The sequence below is a fragment of the uncultured Veillonella sp. genome, from assembly GCF_963524655.1.
Taxonomy (GTDB): Bacteria; Bacillota; Negativicutes; order Veillonellales; family Veillonellaceae; genus Veillonella.
This window is the reverse complement of record NZ_CAURHA010000005.1, coordinates 25,071-49,188: the sequence shown is the minus strand read 5'-3', so window position 1 is coordinate 49,188 and position 24,118 is coordinate 25,071. Positions and strand designations below refer to the sequence as shown.

Genomic DNA, 24,118 nt, shown 5'->3' with positions numbered 1-24,118 from the left:
ATGCAAGTTCAAGTTAAAACTAATGTATTGGCAAAAAATGATGCCATTGCAGAGTCCTTACAACAGTTGTTTAAGGAAAAAAATATTTTTGTATTTAATCTATTAGGTTCTCCAGGGGCTGGCAAGACATCTCTTTTAGAGGCTACCTTACAAGATTTAAAAAAGGATTATCGTCTGGCTGTTATTGAAGGTGATTTGTTTACCGCTAAGGATGCAGAACGAATTCATGCCTTAGGCGTGCCTGTTATCCAAATTAATACAGTTGGTGGTTGTCATCTCGATGCACAGATGATACAAGATGCTTTAGGTGATCTAAATCTTGATGATCTTGATATGATCATTATCGAAAATGTAGGCAATTTAGTATGTCCTGCAGAATTTGAGATTGGTGAAAGTATGAAGGTAACTGTTTTATCTGTTACTGAAGGGGAAGATAAACCCCTTAAATATCCATTAATCTTTAAAGAGTCTAAGGCCATCCTCATTAATAAGATTGATTTGTTGCCGTATGTGCCTTTCAAAAAGGAACAGGCCATACAAGATATTCGTAATTTAAATCCTAATGGAGAGATATTTGAAGTAAGTTGCACGGCCCATAATGGTCTTGAACCTTGGCTGACATGGTTGCGTGCACAATTGGAGACTAATCGATGAACTATTCTATGAAGAGTCGTATTGTAGCGGCCCTCCTTGTAGGTTTATCTGCTACTACTATCGGCTATGCAGAGGAGCCTGCAATTTCTACAGTTAATCCTTTTGCAGTAGAAACTACTGATGAAACGAACGAGGCGGCCCAAGATGCTACAATTGGTCAAGGCGGTGGAGAGGCATCTGGCGAAGCAGATAGCTTAGCCTATCTTGATAATGCACCCATAAAAGTCGTTAAACCTGAAGCAACGACGAAAAATGAGCGCACTAAAACAGGGTGGTTGGCCGAACAAATGGCAGTTACTGAATTTGGTGACTCTATACAGTTCTGGCAAGCGGCTAGCGAAAATGAAGGGCCGTTGCCGAGCATTACTCAAAATAATTTAGCAGATATTGGTAAGTCCTATACCGCTAATGATTTGCCATCCTTAGGTTCTGAAGATGATTATGCTATTGCTACCTACCGCTTGGGCGATAAATTTGTAGTGCCTAAAGATGTAGACAAGACAGAAGTGCGAGATAACTTTACTACCTATCATATGAAAGATCTTGCCGTAACTGTATATACAGGTCCTTCTGTAGAGCGCTTGGTAAATGATCCATTGCGTGGTCAAGGGGCGACGTATTTCTTTGAACCAAATACTATTACTAATATTCATAGTACGAAAAAAGGCGTCAATACTGTACGTGATATTGGCCCTGGTAGCACGCGTATGGAATTGGTATTTGCTTATGGCAGTCCTAATGCGATGTGGCGTGATCAAAAAAATGAGACATATATTTTCCTTTATGAAGGTCATTCTGAAAATTCATGGCCACAAAAAAAGGATTTTAAGAGTCCTGTAGAGAATACAAATAGTAATAGCCAACAACAATCTATGCTTGGTCAACAAAAGGAATATATTGCTTTTACTATTAAACAAAGCAATATAGAGGCTGTTGATATGATTAGTGGTCAAGTATGGCCTAGATTTGGTTTACCAAAAGCACCGGTATATGATTTCGAAGCGGGCAAATTGACTGCTGATGACTTCGTGTTGCGTGGCTTACAGCTAAATGATCACTTCATCAACGATTCTAATAATGACTGGAAACATCAGGGCATGCTCTTCGGCTCTGCGTTCATTGGCTATAATGAATACGGCGTAAGTGTAGATAAAAAGAATCTCATCAATCGTGTACTATTAAATATTTACACGCCAACACGTCGCGGTATTGCGATGGGCGATACTAAGTATTTATTGCTCTTTGTGTACGGTATGCCAACTCGTATCGTTGAATCTACAACGAATTCGGGCACGTCTACTGTATATGAATATAAAAATCCAGCGGCAAGCAATTCTTATTTACAGTTTGCCCTAGATGAAAAAAACCAATATATCAAATCCGTTATGTTATCTGACCGTCCGGTTAAGTAGGATAGGTCACAGCGAGGAGGCAAAGGATATGGTTACTGTACAAGATGTAAAAGAACGTTGGGAAAAAATTCAAAACGATGATGAACGTATATTGTTTATCGTTGGTGGTCCAGGTTCTGGTAAAAGTTTGCTAATTCGTGAATTGTCCGAGCAAAAGGGTTGGAAATACTTGGAAGCTAAACAGCTTATCGAAGAAGAATTCCTACTTGTACCTCGTGATGAACGTCCTCAATTAGCAGAAGAAGTTATTTGTCGTGCTCTCAGCCGTAGTGATACTGAAGTAGTATTGCTCGATGGCATTAATGTATTCTTTGCGCCAATCTTAAATTTAGAACCATTTGAATTACTCAAAACTATTAGTAAGAAGTATCCTATTGTCGTTGGCTGGCGTGGTCACCTTGAAGGGGATCAGTTGTACTTAGAACATAACAATGATCCAAAACATGCTGTAGTTACTATTGCACATCCAGATCATGTTGTTGTAATCGACTAACTACAAAATTGAACATATTGGTAAAATATAGGGAAAACTATAAATGTATAAAAGGAGATAGATTACTATCTCCTTTTTGGTTGCTTTATTAATAACTACTCCATAAAAGCTTGAAACTACAGTGTTTTATGTGGGTTTTATGAAATGTAAATTTTTTTTGACAAAATACTTGCATAGGGTATCGTTTCATGTTATTATGATTAAGCACTAAGGGATACCGCAGTGAACGAAAAAAAGCTTCAAAAAAGTTTTTAAAAAGTTCTTGACACTTAGTGTGGCAGATGATACAATTCATCTTGTCGTAATGATGCTGGCGTAGCTCAATAGGTAGAGCAGCTGACTTGTAATCAGCAGGTTGTGGGTTCAATTCCTATCGCCAGCTCCATTTTATTTATGGAGGGATTCCCGAGCGGCCAAAGGGAGCAGACTGTAAATCTGCCGTCTTCGACTTCGAAGGTTCGAATCCTTCTCCCTCCACCATCTATAGCGGGGTGGAGCAGTTGGTAGCTCGTCGGGCTCATAACCCGAAGGTCGCAGGTTCAAGTCCTGTCCCCGCAACCACAAATATTCACAGTGAAATGATCGTTCATTGTGCTGGTGTAGCTCAGTCGGCAGAGCGTATCCTTGGTAAGGATAAGGTCACCGGTTCAATCCCGGTCACTAGCTCCATACATGGCGGCATAGCTCAGTTGGCTAGAGCAATCGGTTCATACCCGGTGTGTCCGCGGTTCAAGTCCGTGTGCCGCCACCATTAAACCTCACGTTGGTGAGGATTTTTTTATTTCTACCCATAATATTAAGGCTATAATAGTAATACTATAATATTTAATCTTTATTACTAAGAAAAATACTAAGAAAGATTAAGATTATAAAGTAAGAGATGTGACGTTATAAAATAAAGTCGATAGATAGGAGTGACTCGTATCTGTCGACTTTTTTGTGCATTTGTATATATGGTATAATAATTTGTAGGGGAATGTTATATTCCATTGATAAATTAGGGTTAATATATTATATTAATACTAGAATGTAATTTGTTTTTGTGAAGGAGGATACAATCCTAATGGCAAAAGAAAAATTTGAACGTACGAAACCGCATGTTAACATCGGTACAATCGGTCACGTTGACCATGGTAAAACTACTTTGACTGCTGCAATCACAAAAGTATTGGCTGAAAAAGGCCAAGCTGACTTCCAAGATTACAGCATGATCGATAAAGCTCCAGAAGAACGTGAACGCGGTATCACAATCAACACTGCACACGTTGAGTATGAAACTGCTAACCGTCACTATGCACACGTTGACTGCCCAGGCCATGCTGACTATGTTAAAAACATGATCACTGGTGCGGCTCAAATGGACGGCGCTATCTTGGTATGTTCCGCAGCTGACGGCCCTATGCCACAAACTCGCGAACACATCTTGTTGGCTCGCCAAGTTGGTGTTCCTGCAATCGTAGTATTCTTGAACAAAGCTGACATGGTTGACGACGAAGAATTGATCGAATTAGTAGAAATGGAAGTTCGTGAACTTCTTTCCTCCTACGAATTCCCTGGCGACGAAGTACCTATCGTTGTAGGTTCCGCTTTGAAAGCTTTGGAAGGCGACGCTCAATATGTAGCTAAAATCGACGACTTGATGGACGCTGTAGACTCCTACATCCCAACACCAGTTCGTGATACTGACAAACCTTTCTTGATGCCTGTAGAGGACGTTTTCACAATCACTGGTCGTGGTACAGTAGCAACTGGCCGTGTTGAACGTGGTCAAGTAAACGTTGGCGATACTATCGAAGTAGTAGGCTTGAAAGAAAAAGCTGAACAATACGTAGTAACTGGTCTTGAAATGTTCCGTAAAGTGTTGGATTCTGCAGTAGCAGGTGACAACGTAGGTGCATTGCTTCGTGGTGTTGACCGTAAAGACATCGAACGTGGTCAAGTATTGGCTAAACCAGGTTCCATCAAACCACACACAAAATTCAAAGCAGAAGTTTACGTATTGACTAAAGAAGAAGGTGGCCGTCATACTCCATTCTTCTCCAACTACCGTCCACAATTCTACTTCCGTACAACAGACGTAACAGGTGTTGTAAACCTTCCTGAAGGTGTAGAAATGTGTATGCCTGGCGATAACGTAACAATGAACATCGAATTGATTACACCAATCGCTATTGAAGAAGGTCTTCGTTTCGCGATTCGCGAAGGTGGCCACACAGTAGGCGCTGGCGTAGTAACAGCAATCGAAGGTTAATTCATAATCTTTGTAGTAAATAGGACCCCAATTGGGGTCCTATTTTTGTATTAATTTATATATTGTTTATTGTATATGTAACCAAAGATACAGAATCATTCTACTAATAGTGCTACTATAATCTCAAGGAGAGCAAAGGCTCTCCTTTTGTGTTTTTTATAGAAAAGGAGGTAATGTGATGGGTGAATACAAAAAGTATTGGATAGCCGTAGTAGCCGTTCTTATTATTGGTTTTTCTATTCTTGGTTATCTAGGTACTGATGTGTATCATCAAGCACCGCCAGTGCCGACTGCGTATGTATCTCAAGATGGACAGGTCTTGTTCACTAAGGAAGATATTTTACATGGTCAATCGGCATGGCAATCTACTGGTGGTCAATCGGTAGGGACCGTTTTAGGTCATGGCGCATATCAAGCGCCTGACTGGACAGCAGATTGGTTACATAAAGAAGTATCCGTGATGTTGGATATTAAATCTCAAGAGGCTTTTGGGGTTCTTTATGACCAATTGGTACCTGCACAACAAGCAGCTATTAAAGAAGTTGTGAAAAAAGAGTATTTAGGTAGTGCAGTCCGTGAAGATGGAACTGTTGTCTTATCTCCAGAACGAATTACGGCAATGAATTTAACTGGTCGTTATTTTGTTGAGTTGTACGGTGATAATCCTGATTTAACATTGACTCGTGATCATTTTGCGATGAAGGATAACACACTACCTGAGTTACAAGATCGCATTGATATGGCACGCTTCTTCTTCTGGACTACTTGGATGGCATCTACGCAACGTCCTGGTACAGATGCAACGTATACAAACAACTGGCCACATGAACCTTTGTTGGATCATAACCCTACACCTGAAAGTGTCGTATGGTCTGTTGTGAGTGTTATTATCTTATTATGTGGCATTGGTGTAGTTGTATGGTTATGGGCCTTTGGTAAAAAGGATGATGAGCATGCATTGGTTCCGCCAACAGAAGATCCAATTAGCAAGATCACATTAACACCATCTCAACGTGCATTAGGTAAATATTTGTTTACAATCCTAGCATTGTTCTTATTCCAATTGGGGATGGGTGGGATTATTGCCCACTATACTGTAGAAGGTCAAGCGTTCTATGGTATTCCATTAGCGCAATATTTCCCTTATTCTATTGCGCGTACATGGCATATTCAGGCATCTTTGTTCTGGATTGCTATGGCATTCTTGAGTGCTGGTCTATTCTTGGCACCAATCATTAATGGTGGTAAAGATCCTAAATATCAAAAGCTTGGGGTGGACATCTTATTCTGGGCTCTTGTAGTTCTTGTAGTAGGTTCCTTCGCTGGTACATATTTAGGCGTAGCACATCAAATTCCAGCGGCGTGGAATTTCCTTCTCGGACACCAAGGTTACGAATATATCGAGTTGGGTCGTATTTGGCAGTGGATTGAATACATTGGTATTTTATTCTGGCTTGTACTCATGATACGTAGCATTATTGGTGCCTTCAAGCAAAAAGGGGATAAAAACCTCATTGCAGCCTTCATATTCTCCGTTATCATGGTAGGTATCTTCTATGGTCCAGGGTTATTCTATGGTGAACATAGCCATTTGGCGATTATGGAGTATTGGCGTTGGTGGGTAATCCATCTTTGGGTTGAAGGCTTCTTCGAAGTATTCTCCACTACATTAATGGCATTTATCTTTGTTACATTAGGGCTTGTATCGTATCGTGCTGGTACAGTTGCGGCAATCTCTTCTGGGGCTATTTATCTCATCGGTGGTATCCCTGGTACATTCCATCATCTATACTTCACAGGTGTTACATCCACTATCGTGGCAACAGGCGCATCCTTCTCTGCGTTAGAAGTAGTACCACTTGTACTCTTAGGTTATGAAGCTTTTGAAAACTATACACGTCTTCATAGTGCTCCTTGGATGCATCGTCTAAAATGGCCTGTGTATTGTTTTATTGCCGTGTCCTTCTGGAATCTAGTGGGGGCAGGGGTATTCGGGTTCTTGATCAACATGCCTGTATCCTTGTTCTACATCCAAGGTCTTAATACAACTGCAGTACATGCCCACACAGCATTGTTTGGTGTGTATGGTTTCTTAAGTCTAGGATTTGTATTCCTTATTGCTCGCTATATACGACCTGAAGTAGAATTTAACGATAAGCTAATGAAGTTCGGTTTCTGGGCTCTCAATATAGGGCTTGCATTAATGGTGCTTATTAGCTTATTGCCAATCGGTCTTATCCAATCCTGGGCTAGTATCACAAATGGCTTATGGTTTGCGCGCAGTGAAGAATTTATGCAACAACCATTGTTACAAAATTTGCGGTGGGCTCGTCTCATCGGCGATACGATACTAATTGTTGGTGCTGTAGCATTCTTCTGGCAAATTGTAAAAGTTCTATTTACGAAGAAATCTTAATCTATAAATGGATTACTTCTTGATCTGTAAATAGATGATTTAATGGGTATTAAATCATATTATTAATTCTATTTAACTATATGAGTAAATGGCATAAAATGTATGAAAAATATGCGATGATTTAGTACCATATTAATGGCGTTCCTTTATAGACAAGGAACGCCATTTTTTGTTATACTATCCCTGTCAGGTACATGTGCCTGGCTTTTTTGAGTTGCTTAAATTCTTGACATCGCTTGCTACGTATGATATAGTTTTTTAGTATGTAGTCGAGCGTTTTCGAGTACAAGAGACAGATTTAGTAAATATAAAGCGAGGTGTATCCGGATGCGTAATGCCATTACTTTAGCTTGCACAGATTGCAAACAACGTAACTATCAAACGAACAAGAACAAAAAGAACAATCCTGATCGTATTGAAATGATGAAATATTGCAAATTCTGCGGTAAACATACATTACACCGTGAAACAAAATAATTCTTATCATTCATTACCTGTTGATTTGAGGATGTGAAAAAAATGGCAAAGTCTAACTCAGCAGTGCAGCAGCGTGGTGGATTTGGAAAATTCTTCCGCGGTGTGAAAGCTGAACTAAAAAAAGTAGTCTGGCCAACAAAAAAAGAGCTTATCAATTACACAATAGTAGTATTCTTAGTGACTATTTTCATCGCTTTGGTTATTGCTGTGCTTGATGGACTCTTCGCCCAACTTTTTAATACGTTGTTGCACTTTGTTGGATAAGGGGGCCATTACATGGAAGCAGATAAGAAGTGGTATGTAATTCATACCTATTCAGGCTACGAAAATAAAGTTAAAACCACTCTTGAACTTAAAGTTCAATCTATGGGCCTACAAGATGTGATTAGCCGTATTTTGGTACCTCTTGAGGACGAAATAGATGAAAAAGATGGGGTTAAAAAAGTAGTAAAACGTAAGATATTTCCTGGGTACGTATTGGTTGAAATGGAAGTTAACGACCGCTCTTGGTATGTTGTGCGCAACACGCCAGGTGTAACAGGTTTCGTTGGTTCTGCCACTAAACCAGTTCCACTTTCTGATTCCGAAGTAGAACATATACTTAAGTCTCAGGGCTTGGATAAGAAACCAACCATCAACGTCGATGTCGAAGTTGGTGAAACGGTACGCATTACGTCCGGGGCCTTTGAAGATAAACTAGGTGTTATTACCGAACTTAACCCTGAAAAAGGAACATTGAAACTTAACGTAGAAATGTTCAACCGAGATACCGAGGTAGAGGTAGAGTTCTCTCAAATTGAGAAAGCTCTTTAATATATAAATATAACTCTAAAAAGAGCAATCGATTTTGGTTGCCAGTGGGAGGATGTATATCCGTTACCACCACAGTATAAGCATAGGAGGTTTAATTACCCATGGCTAAGAAATTAGTTAAACAAGTAAAACTACAAATTGAAGCCGCTAAAGCTACTCCAGCACCACCAGTTGGTCCTGCACTAGGTCAAGCAGGTGTTAACATCGTTGCTTTCACAAAAGAATTCAACGAACGTACTGCTAAACAAGCTGGCTTAATTATCCCAGTAGTTATTAACGTATATGAAGATCGTAGCTTCGACTTCATCACTAAGACTCCACCAGCTGCAGTATTGTTGAAAAAAGCTGCAGGTATTCCAAAAGGTTCTGGTGTACCTAACCGTGATAAAGTAGCAAAAGTAGGTCGCGATAAAGTTCGTGAAATTGCTGAATTGAAAATGCCTGACTTGAATGCTAATACCGTAGAACAAGGTATGCGCATGGTAGAAGGTACTGCTCGCAGCATGGGCATTGAAATCGTTGACTAATAAGCGTACGACTTGCGCATAAGGCGCAAATCGGTGGGAGGGAATTCCCGTTTGACCACATAAGGAGGATATTATAATGGCAAAAGTAGGTAAGAAATACGCTGAAGCAGTAAAACTTATTGAAGCTGGTAAATTCTACGAACCAGTAGAAGCAATTGAGTTGGTTAAGAAAACTGCAACTGCAAATTTCGATGAAACAGTTGAAATCGCTTTCAACTTGAATGTCGACCCTAAATACGCTGATCAACAAGTTCGTGGTGCAGTAGTATTGCCTCATGGTACTGGCAAAACTAAACGCGTTCTTGTATTCGCAAAAGGCGACAATATTAAAGCAGCTGAAGAAGCTGGTGCAGATTTCGTAGGTTCTGAAGAGTTAGTAGCTAAAATCCAAGGTGGTTGGAGCGACTTCGACGTAGTAGTTGCTACACCAGACATGATGGGTCAAGTTGGCCGTCTTGGTAAAATCTTGGGTCCTAAAGGCTTGATGCCAAACCCTAAAGTTGGTACAGTAACTCCAGACGTTGCTCGTGCAGTAAACGAAATCAAAGCTGGTAAAATCGAATACCGTACTGATAAAGCAGGTATTATCTCTTGCTCCATCGGTAAAGCGTCTTTCGATGATGAAAAATTACTTGACAACTACCGTACAATCGTTGATACTATTATCAAGGCTAAACCTGTAGCAGCTAAAGGTCAATACATTAAATCTGTAACCTTGTCCGCTACAATGGGCCCTGGTGTGCCTTTGAACGTGTTCAAATTGAGCAACGTTACAAAAGAGCAATAATCAAATATGTCTCTTAGCTGTAGACGGCTGGTATGTATAATGGATGAAAATCCGCCCGCTGAGGCTGACACTAGAACAACCTAGTACTAGTTCGACCTCATCGCGTGCGATGGGGTCGTTTTTTACGCTAAGATAGTACATAGAGCACCAAAAAATCTATAAGGAGGTAATCTAATGGCTGTCACTGAATCAAAAAAAGCAATTGTTGCTCAAATGAAAGAAACTCTTTCCGAAGCAAAAGGTGCTGTATTGATTGGTTACTCTGGTTTGACTGTTGCTCAAGCAACTGAACTTCGTCGCAAAATGTTGGCTGAAGGTGTTGAATACAAAGTAATCAAAAATACTTTGACTCGTATCGCTGCAAACGAATTGAATCTTGAAGGTTTCTCTGAGCACTTAGAAGGTCCAACTGCATTGGCTACTTCTAAAGAGGATGCTGTTGCACCTGCTCGTGTAATCGAACAATTCATCAAAACAACTGATAAAGAAGTTGTTACAGTTAAAGCTGGTATCGTTGAAGGCGAAGTTATGGACGCTGCTGGCATCAAAGCAATTGCAAATCTTCCAAACCGCGAAGGTATGCTTTCCATGTTGCTTTCCGTATTGCAAGCTCCTGTTCGCAACGTTGCATACGCTGTCAAAGCTGTTGCAGAAGCAAAACCTGCAGAATAATAATTACAAAGAATTATTCGTCGGCCGCATGAGGCTGGCACTATAAACTAATTTATGGAGGATACTTAAAATGGCATTGAACATTGAAAACATCGTTGCTGAATTAAAAGAAGCAACTATTCTTGAACTTAATGATCTTGTAAAAGCAATTGAAGAAGAATTTGGCGTAACTGCAGCAGCTCCTGTAGCTGTAGCAGCAGCTGGCGACGCTGGTGCTGGCGCAGCTAAAGATTCCTTCGACGTAATCTTGAAAGATGCTGGCGCATCCAAAATCAACGTAATCAAAGTTGTTCGTGAAGCAACTGGTCTTGGCTTGAAAGAAGCTAAAGCTATCGTTGACGGCGCTCCTGCACCTGTAAAAGAAGGCGTAGCTACTGAAGCAGCTGAAGCTTTGAAAGCTCAATTGGAAGAAGCTGGCGCAACTGTAGAATTGAAATAATTCTAGCCATATTAAAAGGCGTACCCTTGGGTACGCCTTTTTTGTTTGTTAATTAACCTTGTAAATTCTAGTTGATTGTGTTTTACCAATCTCTTTTACTAATGGATATGCCGGTGACTCTATAAAGTTTTTGCCATATTTGTTTGGAACAATAATTACAGCACTAGATTCGTTTGGAACTATTTGATAGAATTCATCTTTTTTAATTGTTGGCATTAATGCTTTTCCTTCGGTCCATCGTGGATCATCAGTGGTGTGTACAAATACTTGAGTTGGTGTAGTCTTTGTATAATATAAAATAGATGTGTAGTAAGTACCATATATATAAGTGTTTTGATTACTTGTTTCTATATAAGGTTTAAATTGAAGTCCTGATTGATTAAGTAAAATTGGTGGCACTGTTATAGTTACTGCTGTATAGAGAAGAATTACTGGAGCAATTAGATATATAGTTAAATGCAAATTACTTTTAACAAAGTGTCTCGTCACTTTTAATAGTAAACCCATTACTAGGCCTGTAACGATTAAGGGAACTGGCGATAGCTCAGGAGTTCTAAAGATGGCAATCATAAAAATAGTACAATAAATACCAAATGGAATTGTCAAAATATATTTGAAGGTTTTATTGTTTTTATTGAGTAAATTAATGATAGTCTCAGCACCCCATATAATACATGGAATAATAGCAGGCAACGTGTAAGTTATATACTTAGTAGCTACTAGTGAATAGAATAGAACAATAGTGATAAACCATATAATGCCTAGTAAATCAAAGTTATCTTTCCAGTCAATACCTTTTAAACGATAGATTACAGCTGGAGTCCATGGTAATAGAGCTAGGGGTACTATGATTAGATAGTAGTACCATACATTGAACTTCGGATGTTCTGAAACAAGGGCACGATCCACATTATGGAGCCCTAAGAAACCAGAAATAAATTGTTCTCCGTGAATTGAGTACATTGCAATGTACCATGGTGCAGCTAGTAAAATAAAAACAAAAATACCGAGTGGATTAAATAATAGTTTTAAGTCCTTGGTAATAGAATAATTGGGATTTTCTCTTAGTGTAATCCAGCGCATACACACAAAGAGTAGTAGTATTAATCCTGGTAGTAAAATGCCGATAGGACCTTTGGTAATAACGGATAACGCAGCAGCACCATAGGCTTTTACCATTGAGCTCTTATCATTATTGGTAAAGGCTAAATAGGAATAACCGAAAACTGCTAAGGAAAAGAAAAATAGAAAACCATCAGTGATAACTGCATGTGAAATATACCAAAACTGTAATGCACTAAGTAATAATATGGAACTTGCAACTGCCAAATGAACAGATTCCTTAATGCGATAAACGAGATGATACATAAAGGCCACACTAGCTCCTGCTACGAGTGTATTCGGTATCCGCGATGTAAAGTCAGATATGCCGAATAGTTTGTATGTTATCATAAGGGCCCAATAGGTGAGAGGTGGTTTGTCATACCACACTTGGTCATATATCATAGGCGATATCCAGGAGTTGTGTTTTAGCATGGTAATGGCAGAGAGTACATAGTTTGATTCGACTGGATCGGTGATAGGCAAATAGGCGTTGTAGAAACCATAACTCAGGATGGTCAATAAAAATAAAGCGCCTATACGCAGAGCGTGATAATTCATAGTCAATACTCCTTACTTACATAGTTTATACTATTGTACTATAGGGATAGTTATATTCAAAACCTGTCTTGATATAGTATATTTAATTACCGAAATAAATATTGTATAGAATATTGTTTGTTCAGGATACATGAAATGACTTTTATGTATACAAGATACATGCTATAATGAGCGCATAAGATAAAATTATTTCATCAAAATGTCATTAAATATATGAAATAGTGGAAAGAGGATCTAATATGAGAAAAGAACATGATTTCCTAGGTGAGTTAGAAGTAGCTGATGAGCTATATTATGGCGTACAAACTATTCGTGCCTTAGAAAACTTCCATATTACAGGAAAACATTTGGACCAAGACTTTATTAAAGCTTTGGCGATGGTTAAAAAAGCATCTGCTTTGGCTAATATGAAAACTGGTCGTCTCAATGTATCTATTGGTAAAGCAATTGTTCAAGCTGCGGACGAAGTAATTGAAGGTCAATTTGCCGATCAATTCCCAGTTGACCCAATTCAAGGTGGTGCAGGTACTTCTGTAAACATGAACATGAACGAAGTATTGGCTAACCGCGCTTGTGAAATTTTAGGTCATCCAAAAGGTAGCTACGATATCGTAAGCCCTAACAACCACTGTAACATGGCGCAATCCACAAACGATGCGTTCCCTACAGCAATTAAAGTATGTGCTATTATTAAATCCAAACCTTTACTTGACGCATTGCAACGCCTCGTTGATGAGCTCGAGAAAAAGGCTGAAGAATACAGCGAAATCTTGAAAATGGGTCGTACTCATTTACAAGATGCGGTGCCAATTACATTGGGCCAAGAAATGGGTGCTTATGCATCTGGTATTCGCCGTGGTATTAAACGTATTAAATCTGCCGTTGAAGGTGCACATGTAATCAACATGGGTGCCACTGCAGTTGGTACAGGTCTTAATGCTGAACCTAACTACATTCATGATGTAGCTTATGAACTTAGCGAAGTAGTAGGTGAACCATTCTACACTGCGGAAAACTTGATCGACGCTACAAACAATACAGACGTATTTGCAGATATCTCCAGTGGTTTGAAAGTAACTGCACTTGTATTGATTAAAATGGCGAATGACTTCCGCTTGATGGCATCTGGCCCTCGTTGTGGTATTGGGGAATTAAAATTACCTGCACGCCAACCTGGTTCTTCCATCATGCCTGGTAAAGTTAACCCTGTTATCGCCGAAGTATTGAACCAAGTATGTTACCAAGTTATCGGTAATGATACTACTATTACATTGGCTGTAGAAAATGGTCAATTTGAATTGAACGTAATGGAACCTGTATTGGCGTACAACTTGTTCAATAACCTTTGCTATCTCAAAAACGGTGTAAATACATTCGTTGATAAATTGCTCGTAGATCTTGAAGTAGACCGCGAACAATGCGAATACTGGTTGAACCGTTCCGTAGGTATCGTAACAGCATTGCTACCACACCTTGGTTACGAAACTGCATCTGCATTGGCTAAAGAAGCATATGAAACAGGTCGTGCTATCCGCGATATCATCTTAGATCAAGGTTTATTGACTGAAGATGAAATCAATCATATTCTTTCTCCTAAAGAAATGACTCGCCCTGGTATTGCTGGTGCGAAATTGTTAAAACAAAAAGGTAACTAATACATTACCCTTTGTTAATAGATGAACAAAGCATGAAAATGAAAGGCTGTCAACCCTTTTGGTTGACAGCCTTTTTTATTACTGATAAAATTATATATTGCAAAAGTAGCGTTTTCTGCTTTTGGATGTAAAAACTATAACTTTAATAGTGATGAGGTTTTCTTCCAAGGTTGTGCTTGGTTAATGGGAAGCAAGGTTATTTTAAAAAATGAAATGGACCTTGCTTTATTTGACGTTGCCCGAGCAGGAAAACTGAGACCTGAAAGATGTCTTTTCCATGCCGTTATAGAAAATGGTAGACCAGTGTGTTTGATAGGGGTGAAAGCAAATATGTTCAAACCTGAACAGGTAGGCAAACGAACTCGTTATACATATGCAAAAATTAACGAAGTTATTAAAATGCCGCATTTATTGGACATTCAACGTAAATCGTATGAATGGTTCTTGGAGAGTGGTTTACAAAATATTTTCAACGATATTTCTCCGATTAAAGACAATTCAGGTAATTTAGTACTTTCTTTTGAAGGTTTCAGCTTAGGTGAGCCTAAGTATGATATTAATGAATGTAAAAATCGTGATGCTACATACGCAGCACCACTTCGTGTAAATATTCGCTTGGTAAATAATGATCCAGAAAACATGGACATTAAAGAACAAGAAGTATTCATGGGCGACTTCCCATTGATGACTGATACAGGCACTTTCATCATCAATGGTGCAGAACGTGTTATCGTATCCCAATTGGTACGCTCTCCAGGCGTTTACTATAATAAAGAAATCGATACAATGGGTAACCGTTTATACGATTCCACAGTGATTCCTAACCGTGGCGCATGGATCGAGCTTGAAACAGATGCGAGCGAAATCGTAGCGGTTCGTATTGACCGTAACCGTAAGTTACCAGCTACAGTATTGGTACGTGCATTAGGTTGGGATACTAATGAAAGCATCCTTGACCTCTTCTGGAACGGTAAAATTGATGAAGATGGTTTGCCAATTTATGATGAGCGCATCGTTCGCACATTAGAAAAAGATACAACTCAATCCGCTGATGAAGCATTAGTTGAAATCTATAAAAAATTGCGTCCAGGCGAGCCTCCAACAGTAGAGTCTGCTCGTAACTTGTTCGATAACTTGTTCTTCGATGCACGTCGTTATGACTTGGCGCGCGTTGGTCGTTATAAATTGAACAAAAAACTTGGCTGGCGTCAACGTATGTTGGGTCACACATTGGCTCAACCTATCGTAGATCCTGAAACTGGCGAAGTAATCCTTGATGCAGGTGTACAAGTTGGAGAAGAACAACTTGATATCGTAGCAAATAGCCATGTATTCGATGGTGAAGGCTTTGCTGAATTCTACATCGTAAATAACGATGGTGTAGAGTCCAAAGTTATCTGCAACAACTGCAACTTGCCATTCGATCACCGCACAGTAACTCGCGAAGATATGATTGCTAACATCTCTTACTTGCTCAACCTTATGGATGGTGCAGGTCATACAGATGATATTGATCACTTGGGTAACCGTCGTCTTCGTTGCGTAGGTGAATTGTTGCAAAACCAATTCCGTATTGGTTTGACTCGTATGGAACGTGTTGTTCGTGAACGTATGACAATTCAAGAAATCGAATCTATCACGCCTCAAGCGTTGATTAACATTCGTCCTGTAGTGGCTGCAATCAAAGAATTCTTTGGTTCCTCTCAGTTGTCCCAGTTCATGGACCAAACAAACCCATTAGGAGAATTAACTCACAAACGTCGTTTATCTGCCCTTGGTCCTGGCGGTTTATCTCGTGAGCGTGCAGGCTTCGAAGTTCGTGACGTGCATCATTCTCACTATGGCCGTATGTGTCCAATCGAGACTCCAGAGGGTCCAAACATCGGTTTGATCAACTCCTTGTCCAACTACGCGAAAGTAAACGAGTTCGGCTTCATCGAAGCTCCTTACCGTAAAGTAGAAAAAGTATATGGCAAAGGTGCTGATGCTGATAAAGTAGTTAAAGTACGCGTATCTGACAGCGTAGTATACATGACAGCAGATGAAGAAGAAGGCATGACAATTGCCCAAGCGAACTCTCCACTTGATGAGGAAGGTTACTTCACAACTGAACATGTAGCTTGTCGTCGTGGTCATGACGTATTAGAAGTTACACCTGATAAGGTTGACTATATGGACGTAAGTCCAAAAGAAGTTGTATCCATCGGTACAGCTATGATTCCATTCCTTGAAAATGACGATGCTAACCGTGCCTTGATGGGTGCGAACATGCAACGTCAGGCGGTACCACTTTTGCGTGCTCAAGCTCCACTTGTTGGTACAGGTATGGAATATACAGCAGCGACTGACTCCGGCGTTTGCGTACTTGCCCGTGAAGCTGGTAAAGTTGTACGTTGCTGGGGTAATGAAATTCACGTACTTCGCGATAGCGATGGTCGTGTTGATACATACCGTTTGAACAAATTCCTTCGTTCTAACCAATCCACATGCTTTAACCAAAAACCAATCGTTAATCGTGGCGACCATGTTGTAAAAGGCCAAGTATTGGCTGACGGTCCTGCTACTGATGGCGGTGAATTGGCGTTAGGTTATAACGTTCTTGTAGCGTTCATGCCTTGGGAAGGTTATAACTACGAGGATGCTATCTTGCTTAGTGAAGAACTTTGCAAAGAAGATATCTACACATCCATTCATATTGAAGAATACGAATGTGATGCGCGCGACACTAAATTAGGTGCTGAAGAGATTACTCGTGAATTGCCTAATACTGGTGACGACACACTTAAAAACTTAGATGAAGAAGGTATTATCTGCATTGGTGCAGAAGTACATCCTGGCGATATCCTAGTAGGTAAAGCTACACCAAAAGGCGAAACTGAGCTTACTCCAGAGGAACGTTTATTGCGCGCTATCTTTGGGGACAAAGAACGTGAAGTTCGCGACACATCCTTGCGCGTACCTCATGGCGAATCTGGTAAAGTAGTAGACGTTAAAGTCTTCACTCGTGAAAACGGCGACGAATTACAACCAGGTGTAAATAAACTTGTTCGCGTATACATCGCTCAAAAACGTAAGATTCACGAAGGCGATAAAATGGCGGGCCGTCATGGTAACAAAGGTGTCGTTTCTCGCGTTATGAGAAAAGAAGATATGCCATTCCTTCCAGATGGTACTCCAGTACAAATCGTATTGAACCCATTGGGCGTACCTTCTCGTATGAACATCGGTCAGGTTCTTGAAACTCACTTGGGTTGGGCTGTTCAAGGCTTAGGTATGAAAATCAAAGCTACAGACCTTCATATTAAAAATGTGTTGAAAGAAGCTCGTACTGATGCATCTTACTGGGAACAAATCGATGCAATCCGCGATCTTTATGCTCAAATTGAAGCATTGGAAGCAAAAATTGCAGAAGATGTAACAGTAAGCCATTTCAAAGAGAATGAACAAATCATTACTTTGAAAACTAAAATTCTTAAACATGTAGAAAAAGCAGCACAAAAGAAATTGGATGCTATGGGTGGCGAAGCTCGTTACCAAGAACTTAAAGCTATTGAAGCAAAATACAATGCACTTCATGTAGAATTCTTTGACTCTGAAGAGGATGCTCCAGAAATGGATCCTGTACTTGTAGAGGAATTAGAAGCAATCAATAAAGTTAAGGATACTCTTAACAATATTCATTCTGCTGAAGAAAAACGCATTGAAATCCGCAAAGAGTTGGAAGGTCTTGGCTATGACTTCAAAAAATATGGCATGCCAACACCAGATGTAGCAGGTATTCATATCGCTACACCTGTATTTGATGGTGCACACGAAAAAGACGTATTCGAAACATTAGAAATCGCTGGTCGTCCTGAAAATGGTAAAACAGTATTGTACGATGGTCGTACTGGTGAACCTATGGATAACCACGTAACTGTTGGTTACGTTTACATGCTTAAACTCCATCACTTGGTTGACGACAAAATCCATGCTCGTTCCACAGGTCCGTACTCCCTTGTTACACAACAACCATTGGGCGGTAAAGCTCAGTTTGGTGGACAACGTTTCGGGGAAATGGAAGTTTGGGCTCTCGAAGCATATGGCGCAGCTTATACACTTCAAGAGCTATTAACTGTTAAGTCTGACGACGTTGTTGGTCGTGTGAAAGCATACGAAAAAATCGTTAAAGGCGAAAACATCCCTGAACCAGGTGTACCTGAGTCCTTCAAGGTATTGCTCAAAGAACTTCAAAGTATTGGTCTTGATGTAAAAATCTTGAATGAAGATCAAGAAGAAGTTGTTATGAAAGAACTTGATGACGAAGATGAAGTGGTAGAAACTGGTATTGAAGAAGTTATGGAAGGCAGTGCAGTAGAAACTGATGAAGTAACTGTAGTAGAACCAGAAGTAGAGGAAGAAGCACCAGCTGACAACGGTGGTGAAGACGATATCCTTAGCCAATTGGCGTTCCCAATGGGCGACTCCTCTAACGATGAAGACTAAAACTATCTATAAGGAAGGGAGCGATAGTAGTGCTAGACGTAAATGAATTTGATTCCATGCGAATCGGTTTAGCCTCTCCAGAGCAGATCTTAGCTTGGTCTCATGGGGAAGTTAAGAAACCTGAAACTATTAACTACCGTACGTTGAAGCCAGAACGTGATGGTCTATTCTGCGAGCGCATTTTTGGACCAACAAAAGACTGGGAATGTCACTGCGGCAAATATAAACGCATTCGCCATAAAGGCGTAGTCTGCGACAAATGTGGTGTAGAGGTTACACGTGCGAAAGTACGTCGTGAACGTATGGGTCATATTGCATTGGCCACTCCTGTATCTCACATTTGGTACTTCAAAGGTATCCCATCCCGTATGGGCCTTATCCTTGACGTATCCCCACGTTCCTTGGAACGCGTATTATACTTTGCTTCCTACATCGTAGTAGATCCAGCTGGTACTCCGTTGACAAAACGTCAATTATTGTCCGAGCAAGAATACCGCGAATATGAAGCTCAATTTAATGAAGACGGTTACACTATCGGTGGTAAATCTGTCGTAATCGAAACAGTAGCTCAACGCAATGAACGTTTAGCTATTGTCCGTGAAGCACAACGCAAAGAGCGCTACAATGCAGCTCTTCGCGATGATGCAACAATCCCAGAAGCAGATAAAGAATATGAAGAATTAACTCGTGAAGAGCGCTATGAATTAGGCGCTGCAGAAGAGGTTCTCTTCGTATGTATCGACATGGGTGCTGAGGCTGTAAAAGCTCTCTTAGCAGAACTTGATCTTGAAGCATTGAATGCTGAATTGCGTGAAGAATTGAACACTGCTAGCGGTCAACGTAAAATTCGTGCAGTTCGTCGCTTAGAAGTAGTAGAAGCATTCCGTCAATCTGGTAACCGCCCTGAGTGGATGATTATGGACATCGTTCCTGTAATCCCGCCTGAATTGCGCCCAATGGTTCAATTAGATGGTGGTCGTTTTGCTACATCTGACCTCAATGATTTATACCGTCGTGTTATCAACCGTAACAATCGTTTGAAACGTTTGTTAGACTTAGGTGCTCCTGATATTATCGTGCGCAACGAAAAACGTATGCTTCAAGAAGCTGTTGACGCATTGATCGATAATGGTCGTCGCGGTCGTCCTGTAACAGGTCCTGGTAACCGTCCGTTAAAATCCTTGTCCGATATGCTTAAAGGTAAACAAGGTCGTTTCCGTCAAAACTTGCTCGGTAAACGTGTTGACTACTCCGGTCGTTCCGTAATCGTAGTAGGTCCTGAACTTAAAATGCACCAATGTGGTTTGCCAAAAGAAATGGCATTGGAATTGTTCAAACCATTCGTTATGAAACGTTTGGTAGAACGCGGTCAAGCATCCAACATCAAGGCAGCTAAACGCCAAGTTGAAAGAATTGGCCCTGGCGTATGGGAATCCTTGGAAGAGGTAATCAAAGAACATCCAGTTCTCTTGAACCGTGCCCCTACATTGCATAGACTTGGTATCCAAGCCTTCGAACCAATTCTTTGGGAAGGCCGTGCTATCAAATTGCATCCATTAGTATGTACAGCCTTCAACGCCGACTTTGACGGTGACCAAATGGCGTGTCACTTACCATTGTCTGTAGAAGCACAAGCAGAAGCTCGTACATTGATGCTTTCTAGCCACAATATCTTGTCCACTAAAGATGGTAAACCAGTAGCGGTACCATCTCAGGATATGATCTTGGGTACATACTACTTAACAGTAGTACGTGAAAATACTAAAGATAACGCTAAAACATTTGCTACTTATGATGAAGTAATGCTTGCTTATGAAGCAGGTGTCATCGGCTTGCAAGATGTTCTCTATATCCGTATGCCTGGCTACGGTCGTGTTGAAACGACTGCAGGTCGCTTGATCTTCAACCGTGCATTGTTCCCTGAATTATGGCAATATGCACAAAACGAAGATGGCACTTACACATTAGGTAAGGTTATGGATAAGAAAACAGTTGGTAAATTGGTTGACCAATGCTTCCAATTGTTTGGCAATGAAAAAACTGCAGAACTTTTGGACCGTATTAAATCCTTAGGTTACTCCTTCGCTCGTCGCGCAGGTATGACTGTAGCTATTGCTGATATTAAAGTACCAGAAGTTAAAACTGGCTTATTAGACACAGCGGAACAAGAGGTAGAAAAAGTATCTCGTATGTACCGTCGTGGTCTTATTACAGAAGAAGAACGTTACCGCAAAACAATCCAATTATGGACAAAAGCAACAGATGATGTTACTGATGCCATGATGGATAATATGGCGCGCGACAAAGATGGCTTCAACCCTGTTTACATGATGGCTATCTCTGGTGCCCGTGGTAACAAACAACAGATTCGTCAGCTTGCTGGTATGCGTGGTTTGATGGCCGATCCATCTGGTCGTATCATCGACTTACCAATCAAAGCAAACTTTAAAGAAGGCTTGACTGTATTGGATTACTTTACTTCCTCTCACGGTGCTCGTAAAGGTTTGGCCGATACAGCTCTTCGTACAGCTGACTCCGGTTACTTGACTCGTCGTCTTGTTGACGTATCTCAAGACGTTATCGTTCGTGAGGACGATTGTGATGTTGTAGGTATTGATCTCGTTCGTGAACGTGCTCGTTTGGCTACATCTCCGCGTCAAGCTTTGGAATTGTTGAAAGACAAACTCATTGGTCGTGTTCTAGATAAAGATGTAGTGAACGTAGAAACAGGCGAACTTGTTGTTCCTGCTGAAACTATCTTAGACGAACAATGCTTGGCGGATATCGCAGAATCCGGTGTAACATCTGTTGCATTGCGTGGTGCGCACCTAGGTTCTGATAGCGATATCAACCATACTAATTTGGTTCAAAAAATTATTCTTGGTGAAAGCGATGAACGCATCCGTGCAACATTAAAAGAAACTATGGTTCAAAATATGTTGAACAAGGATACTGTACATGCAATTGTTGATAGCGAAGGCGTAGAAATCTTCCCTGCTGATACACGTCTCACTGAAGAAGGCATCGAAGCGATTCTTAACTCCGATGTAAAAGAAGTACAAGTACGCAACAATGAAATCCACGGTATCGAAGTGGAAGCAATCGTTGAAGGTACTGGTGTTATTGAGCCGTTAAAAGATCGTATTGTAGGTCGTATTGCAGCTGAAGAATTAGTTAATAAGGAAACTGGTGAAGTTATCGTTCCTCTTAATGGTGAAATCACAGAACCATTGGCTGATGAAGTTGTAAAACACTATGAAACAGTTAAAATCCGTTCCGTATTGACTTGCCGCAGCCCATATGGTGTATGTCGCAAGTGTTATGGTCGTGATTTAGGTACTGGTAACCAAGTTCAAGTTGGTGAAGCAGTAGGTATTATTGCAGCCCAATCCATCGGTGAACCTGGTACACAGTTAACAATGCGTACATTCCATACTGGTGGTGTCGCAGGTGACGATATTACACAAGGTTTGCCACGTGTCGAAGAATTGTTCGAAGCGCGTAAACCAAAACGTAATGCGATCATCGCAGAAAACGAAGGTACAGTTCGCGTTGTACCTAATGAAGGTAAAAAAGGTACAAATACAATCTTCATTACTGGTGAAGACGGTATTGAACTTGATTACCTCATCCCTTATGGTTCTCGCATTATCGTTAAAGACGGTGATGTTGTATCCTTGGGTGCTCGTTTGACTGAAGGTTCTATCAACCCTCACGATATTATGCGCGTAATGGGTACTGAAGCTACTCAACGTTACCTCGTATACGAAGTACAAAAAGTATATAAATCTCAAGGTGTAGAAATTAACGATAAACATATCGAAGTTATCGTACGTCAAATGCTTCATAAAGTTAAAATTGAAGCAGCTGGCGATGCAGATATGCTTCCAGGGGATATGGTCGACGTTAATACCTTTGAGGAAGAAAACCGTCGTCTTACTCTTAATGGTCGTGAAACTGCTACAGGCAAACGCACGTTATTGGGTATTACAAAAGCCGCTTTGGCAACGGATTCCTTCTTGTCTGCTGCGTCCTTCCAAGAAACAACACGTGTTCTTACCGATGCTGCAATCAAAGGTAAAATCGATCCATTATTGGGCTTAAAAGAAAATGTAATTATCGGTAAATTGATTCCTGCAGGTACTGGTATGAGCCGTTACCGCAAAATTGAGGTTGTGAAAAACACACCTGAAATTATTGATATTACTGAAGAACCAGCTGTAGAAGAATAATCTATAGGGGTATAAAAAAGAGCGTGCCTTAGGGTGCGCTCTTTTTATATATAATTACAATTCACTTATAATAGTTGCACTTTAAATAAAATACATAAAAATTTCGGTTTCTTATACTTGTACTATATCAATTATGCATACATGAAATGTGATTAATAGACATAATATTAATATTGTGTATAAAAATGAGTTGAAAACATGAAATATTGTATAAAAATTAGATATAAATTTATATGATTCGGTGAGATGAAACGCACGGAAACGTGTACACATAAAATGCAGTTGTATAGCGGTGTTAACGCTTGAAAAACGTTTGACAATGGCTAGTGTAATTGATATACTTACATAGTGCACGGGGGCTAGTATGCCTAAGTAGCATAGTTTCGTAAGGAGAATTTTACTATGGACATTGCCCATCTGAAGTCGATGAACAAAACAATCGGTGCCAAGCAAACGTTGAAAAACATTGCTAAAGGAACTGTAAACTATGTGTTCATTGGACATGATAGTGATGAAAGTGTAGTTGAACCTATACGAAATGCTTGTGAAGCACAGGGCATACCTGTGAATGATAAGCACACTATGGATGACCTCGGTCGTGCGTGTCGCATTAAGGTGCGGGCCACAGCGGTAGGTATCCTTCGTTAATTTCGGTAATATCCGATGTAACACTTTGTTATGACGGATCAATTATAAATCTCAAATTTGGAAAGGAGGTGCCCAAATGCCAACAATTAATCAGCTAGTACGCAAAGGTCGCATGAGCTTGACTAAAAAATCTACAGCTCCAGCGCTTCAAGAATCTCCACAAAAACGTGGTGTATGTACTCGTGTGTACACAGCTACTCCAAAGAAACCAAACTCCGCGCTTCGTAAAGTTGCCCGTGTACGTTTGACAAACGCTATTGAAGTAACTGCTTACATCCCAGGCATTGGTCACAATTTACAAGAACACAGTGTTGTACTTATCAGAGGCGGTCGTGTAAAAGACCTTCCAGGTGTGCGTTATCACATCGTTCGTGGTGCATTGGATACAGCTGGCGTACAAAATCGTATGCAAAGTCGTTCCAAATACGGCGCGAAAAAAGCTAAAAAATAATTTTAGCCATTAAACGAAACTAACACACATCAGTATAAAGGAGG

Annotated in this window: 18 protein-coding genes and 5 tRNA genes; 22 read left to right on the top strand and 1 reads right to left on the bottom strand. The window is 40.3% G+C overall.

The genetic code is table 11. From position 1 onward, the window contains the following. The 17 genes from hypB (at window position 1) to rplL (ending at window position 10,941) form a co-directional block, all read left to right on the top strand. The gene (gene hypB, locus RYM16_RS02140) at window positions 1–654 is read left to right on the top strand and encodes a hydrogenase nickel incorporation protein HypB (protein ID WP_314358608.1); all 654 of its coding nucleotides are present in this window, start codon (window positions 1–3) and stop codon (window positions 652–654) included. Continuing rightward, window positions 651–2,066 (top strand): hypothetical protein, encoded by a 1,416-nt coding sequence (locus RYM16_RS02135; RefSeq protein ID WP_314981992.1) that lies wholly within the window; start codon window positions 651–653, stop codon window positions 2,064–2,066. The genes hypB and RYM16_RS02135 overlap by 4 nt, the downstream gene beginning before the upstream one ends. 28 nt (window positions 2,067–2,094) lie before the next feature. Continuing rightward, window positions 2,095–2,559 (top strand): BREX-3 system P-loop-containing protein BrxF, encoded by a 465-nt coding sequence (brxF, locus tag RYM16_RS02130; RefSeq protein WP_273299400.1) that lies wholly within the window; start codon window positions 2,095–2,097, stop codon window positions 2,557–2,559. A 309-nt stretch (window positions 2,560–2,868) separates the two neighbouring features. Beyond that, window positions 2,869–2,944 (top strand) — tRNA-Thr (locus RYM16_RS02125). Window positions 2,945–2,954: 10 nt separating this feature from the next. Then, window positions 2,955–3,039 (top strand) — tRNA-Tyr (locus tag RYM16_RS02120). Between the two features lie 5 nt (window positions 3,040–3,044). Further along, window positions 3,045–3,120, top strand: a tRNA-Met gene (locus RYM16_RS02115). Window positions 3,121–3,152: 32 nt separating this feature from the next. Beyond that, window positions 3,153–3,228: transfer RNA gene (locus RYM16_RS02110), tRNA-Thr, on the top strand. Window positions 3,229–3,233: 5 nt separating this feature from the next. Further along, window positions 3,234–3,310: transfer RNA gene (locus RYM16_RS02105), tRNA-Met, on the top strand. A 312-nt stretch (window positions 3,311–3,622) separates the two neighbouring features. Next, a complete protein-coding gene (gene tuf, locus RYM16_RS02100; protein ID WP_009351099.1) occupies window positions 3,623–4,810 on the top strand; it encodes an elongation factor Tu in 1,188 nt (395 codons plus the stop codon). Between the two features lie 178 nt (window positions 4,811–4,988). Continuing rightward, a complete protein-coding gene (locus tag RYM16_RS02095) occupies window positions 4,989–7,226 on the top strand; it encodes a nitric-oxide reductase large subunit (RefSeq protein WP_265137768.1) in 2,238 nt (745 codons plus the stop codon). 327 nt (window positions 7,227–7,553) lie between these two features. Further along, entirely contained in the window at window positions 7,554–7,703 is a 150-nt protein-coding gene (gene rpmG / locus RYM16_RS02090) for a 50S ribosomal protein L33 (RefSeq protein ID WP_004693530.1), read from the top strand. 42 nt (window positions 7,704–7,745) lie between these two features. Continuing rightward, window positions 7,746–7,967, top strand: coding sequence for a preprotein translocase subunit SecE (gene secE, locus RYM16_RS02085; protein ID WP_009351089.1), 222 nt, complete (start codon window positions 7,746–7,748; stop codon window positions 7,965–7,967). Between the two features lie 12 nt (window positions 7,968–7,979). Continuing rightward, a complete protein-coding gene (nusG, locus tag RYM16_RS02080; RefSeq protein ID WP_009351135.1) occupies window positions 7,980–8,516 on the top strand; it encodes a transcription termination/antitermination protein NusG in 537 nt (178 codons plus the stop codon). A gap of 101 nt (window positions 8,517–8,617) precedes the next feature. Further along, window positions 8,618–9,043: a 50S ribosomal protein L11 gene (gene rplK / locus RYM16_RS02075; protein ID WP_004693535.1), complete on the top strand. Its 426-nt coding sequence runs from the start codon at window positions 8,618–8,620 to the stop codon at window positions 9,041–9,043. A gap of 76 nt (window positions 9,044–9,119) precedes the next feature. Further along, window positions 9,120–9,830, top strand: a complete 711-nt coding sequence (rplA, locus tag RYM16_RS02070) for a 50S ribosomal protein L1 (RefSeq protein WP_005377180.1) — start codon at window positions 9,120–9,122, stop codon at window positions 9,828–9,830. A 174-nt stretch (window positions 9,831–10,004) separates the two neighbouring features. Next, window positions 10,005–10,502, top strand: a complete 498-nt coding sequence (gene rplJ, locus RYM16_RS02065) for a 50S ribosomal protein L10 (RefSeq protein ID WP_009351171.1) — start codon at window positions 10,005–10,007, stop codon at window positions 10,500–10,502. Window positions 10,503–10,572: 70 nt separating this feature from the next. Continuing rightward, on the top strand, window positions 10,573–10,941 hold the full coding sequence (gene rplL / locus RYM16_RS02060) for a 50S ribosomal protein L7/L12 (protein ID WP_009351212.1): 369 nt from the start codon (window positions 10,573–10,575) through the stop codon (window positions 10,939–10,941). A gap of 48 nt (window positions 10,942–10,989) precedes the next feature. Here rplL and RYM16_RS02055 read toward each other — a convergent pair whose 3' ends face one another. Then, window positions 10,990–12,603 carry a phospholipid carrier-dependent glycosyltransferase gene (locus RYM16_RS02055; RefSeq protein WP_314981991.1) on the bottom strand — a complete coding sequence of 538 codons (1,614 nt, stop codon included), beginning with the start codon at window positions 12,601–12,603 and terminating at the stop codon, window positions 10,990–10,992. A gap of 239 nt (window positions 12,604–12,842) precedes the next feature. On the opposite strand from RYM16_RS02055, the gene RYM16_RS02050 reads away from it, so the two are divergent. The 5 genes from RYM16_RS02050 (at window position 12,843) to rpsL (ending at window position 24,074) form a co-directional block, all read left to right on the top strand. Next, on the top strand, window positions 12,843–14,258 hold the full coding sequence (locus RYM16_RS02050) for an aspartate ammonia-lyase (RefSeq protein ID WP_043005780.1): 1,416 nt from the start codon (window positions 12,843–12,845) through the stop codon (window positions 14,256–14,258). A gap of 330 nt (window positions 14,259–14,588) precedes the next feature. Beyond that, a complete protein-coding gene (gene rpoB, locus RYM16_RS02045) occupies window positions 14,589–18,743 on the top strand; it encodes a DNA-directed RNA polymerase subunit beta (protein WP_314981999.1) in 4,155 nt (1,384 codons plus the stop codon). 29 nt (window positions 18,744–18,772) lie between these two features. Continuing rightward, the gene (gene rpoC / locus RYM16_RS02040) at window positions 18,773–22,975 is read left to right on the top strand and encodes a DNA-directed RNA polymerase subunit beta' (protein ID WP_314981989.1); all 4,203 of its coding nucleotides are present in this window, start codon (window positions 18,773–18,775) and stop codon (window positions 22,973–22,975) included. A 402-nt stretch (window positions 22,976–23,377) separates the two neighbouring features. Then, complete coding sequence (locus RYM16_RS02035; RefSeq protein ID WP_314981987.1) at window positions 23,378–23,623, top strand: ribosomal L7Ae/L30e/S12e/Gadd45 family protein; 246 nt, start codon at window positions 23,378–23,380, stop codon at window positions 23,621–23,623. A 76-nt stretch (window positions 23,624–23,699) separates the two neighbouring features. Next, window positions 23,700–24,074 (top strand): 30S ribosomal protein S12, encoded by a 375-nt coding sequence (gene rpsL / locus RYM16_RS02030; RefSeq protein WP_004693554.1) that lies wholly within the window; start codon window positions 23,700–23,702, stop codon window positions 24,072–24,074. The last annotated feature ends 44 nt before the right edge of the window (window positions 24,075–24,118 follow it).

Excerpts from the sequence above, each read along its gene's own strand:
- hypB (WP_314358608.1), top strand. The coding sequence starts at position 1 with ATGCAAGTTCAAGTTAAAACTAATGTATTGGCAAAAAATGATGCCATT.
- RYM16_RS02135 (WP_314981992.1), top strand. The coding sequence starts at position 651 with ATGAACTATTCTATGAAGAGTCGTATTGTAGCGGCCCTCCTTGTAGGT.
- brxF (WP_273299400.1), top strand. The coding sequence starts at position 2,095 with ATGGTTACTGTACAAGATGTAAAAGAACGTTGGGAAAAAATTCAAAAC.
- tuf (WP_009351099.1), top strand. The coding sequence starts at position 3,623 with ATGGCAAAAGAAAAATTTGAACGTACGAAACCGCATGTTAACATCGGT.
- RYM16_RS02095 (WP_265137768.1), top strand. The coding sequence starts at position 4,989 with ATGGGTGAATACAAAAAGTATTGGATAGCCGTAGTAGCCGTTCTTATT.
- rpmG (WP_004693530.1), top strand. The coding sequence starts at position 7,554 with ATGCGTAATGCCATTACTTTAGCTTGCACAGATTGCAAACAACGTAAC.
- secE (WP_009351089.1), top strand. The coding sequence starts at position 7,746 with ATGGCAAAGTCTAACTCAGCAGTGCAGCAGCGTGGTGGATTTGGAAAA.
- nusG (WP_009351135.1), top strand. The coding sequence starts at position 7,980 with ATGGAAGCAGATAAGAAGTGGTATGTAATTCATACCTATTCAGGCTAC.
- rplK (WP_004693535.1), top strand. The coding sequence starts at position 8,618 with ATGGCTAAGAAATTAGTTAAACAAGTAAAACTACAAATTGAAGCCGCT.
- rplA (WP_005377180.1), top strand. The coding sequence starts at position 9,120 with ATGGCAAAAGTAGGTAAGAAATACGCTGAAGCAGTAAAACTTATTGAA.
- rplJ (WP_009351171.1), top strand. The coding sequence starts at position 10,005 with ATGGCTGTCACTGAATCAAAAAAAGCAATTGTTGCTCAAATGAAAGAA.
- rplL (WP_009351212.1), top strand. The coding sequence starts at position 10,573 with ATGGCATTGAACATTGAAAACATCGTTGCTGAATTAAAAGAAGCAACT.
- RYM16_RS02055 (WP_314981991.1), bottom strand. The coding sequence starts at position 12,603 with ATGAATTATCACGCTCTGCGTATAGGCGCTTTATTTTTATTGACCATC.
- RYM16_RS02050 (WP_043005780.1), top strand. The coding sequence starts at position 12,843 with ATGAGAAAAGAACATGATTTCCTAGGTGAGTTAGAAGTAGCTGATGAG.
- rpoB (WP_314981999.1), top strand. The coding sequence starts at position 14,589 with ATGTTCAAACCTGAACAGGTAGGCAAACGAACTCGTTATACATATGCA.
- RYM16_RS02035 (WP_314981987.1), top strand. The coding sequence starts at position 23,378 with ATGGACATTGCCCATCTGAAGTCGATGAACAAAACAATCGGTGCCAAG.
- rpsL (WP_004693554.1), top strand. The coding sequence starts at position 23,700 with ATGCCAACAATTAATCAGCTAGTACGCAAAGGTCGCATGAGCTTGACT.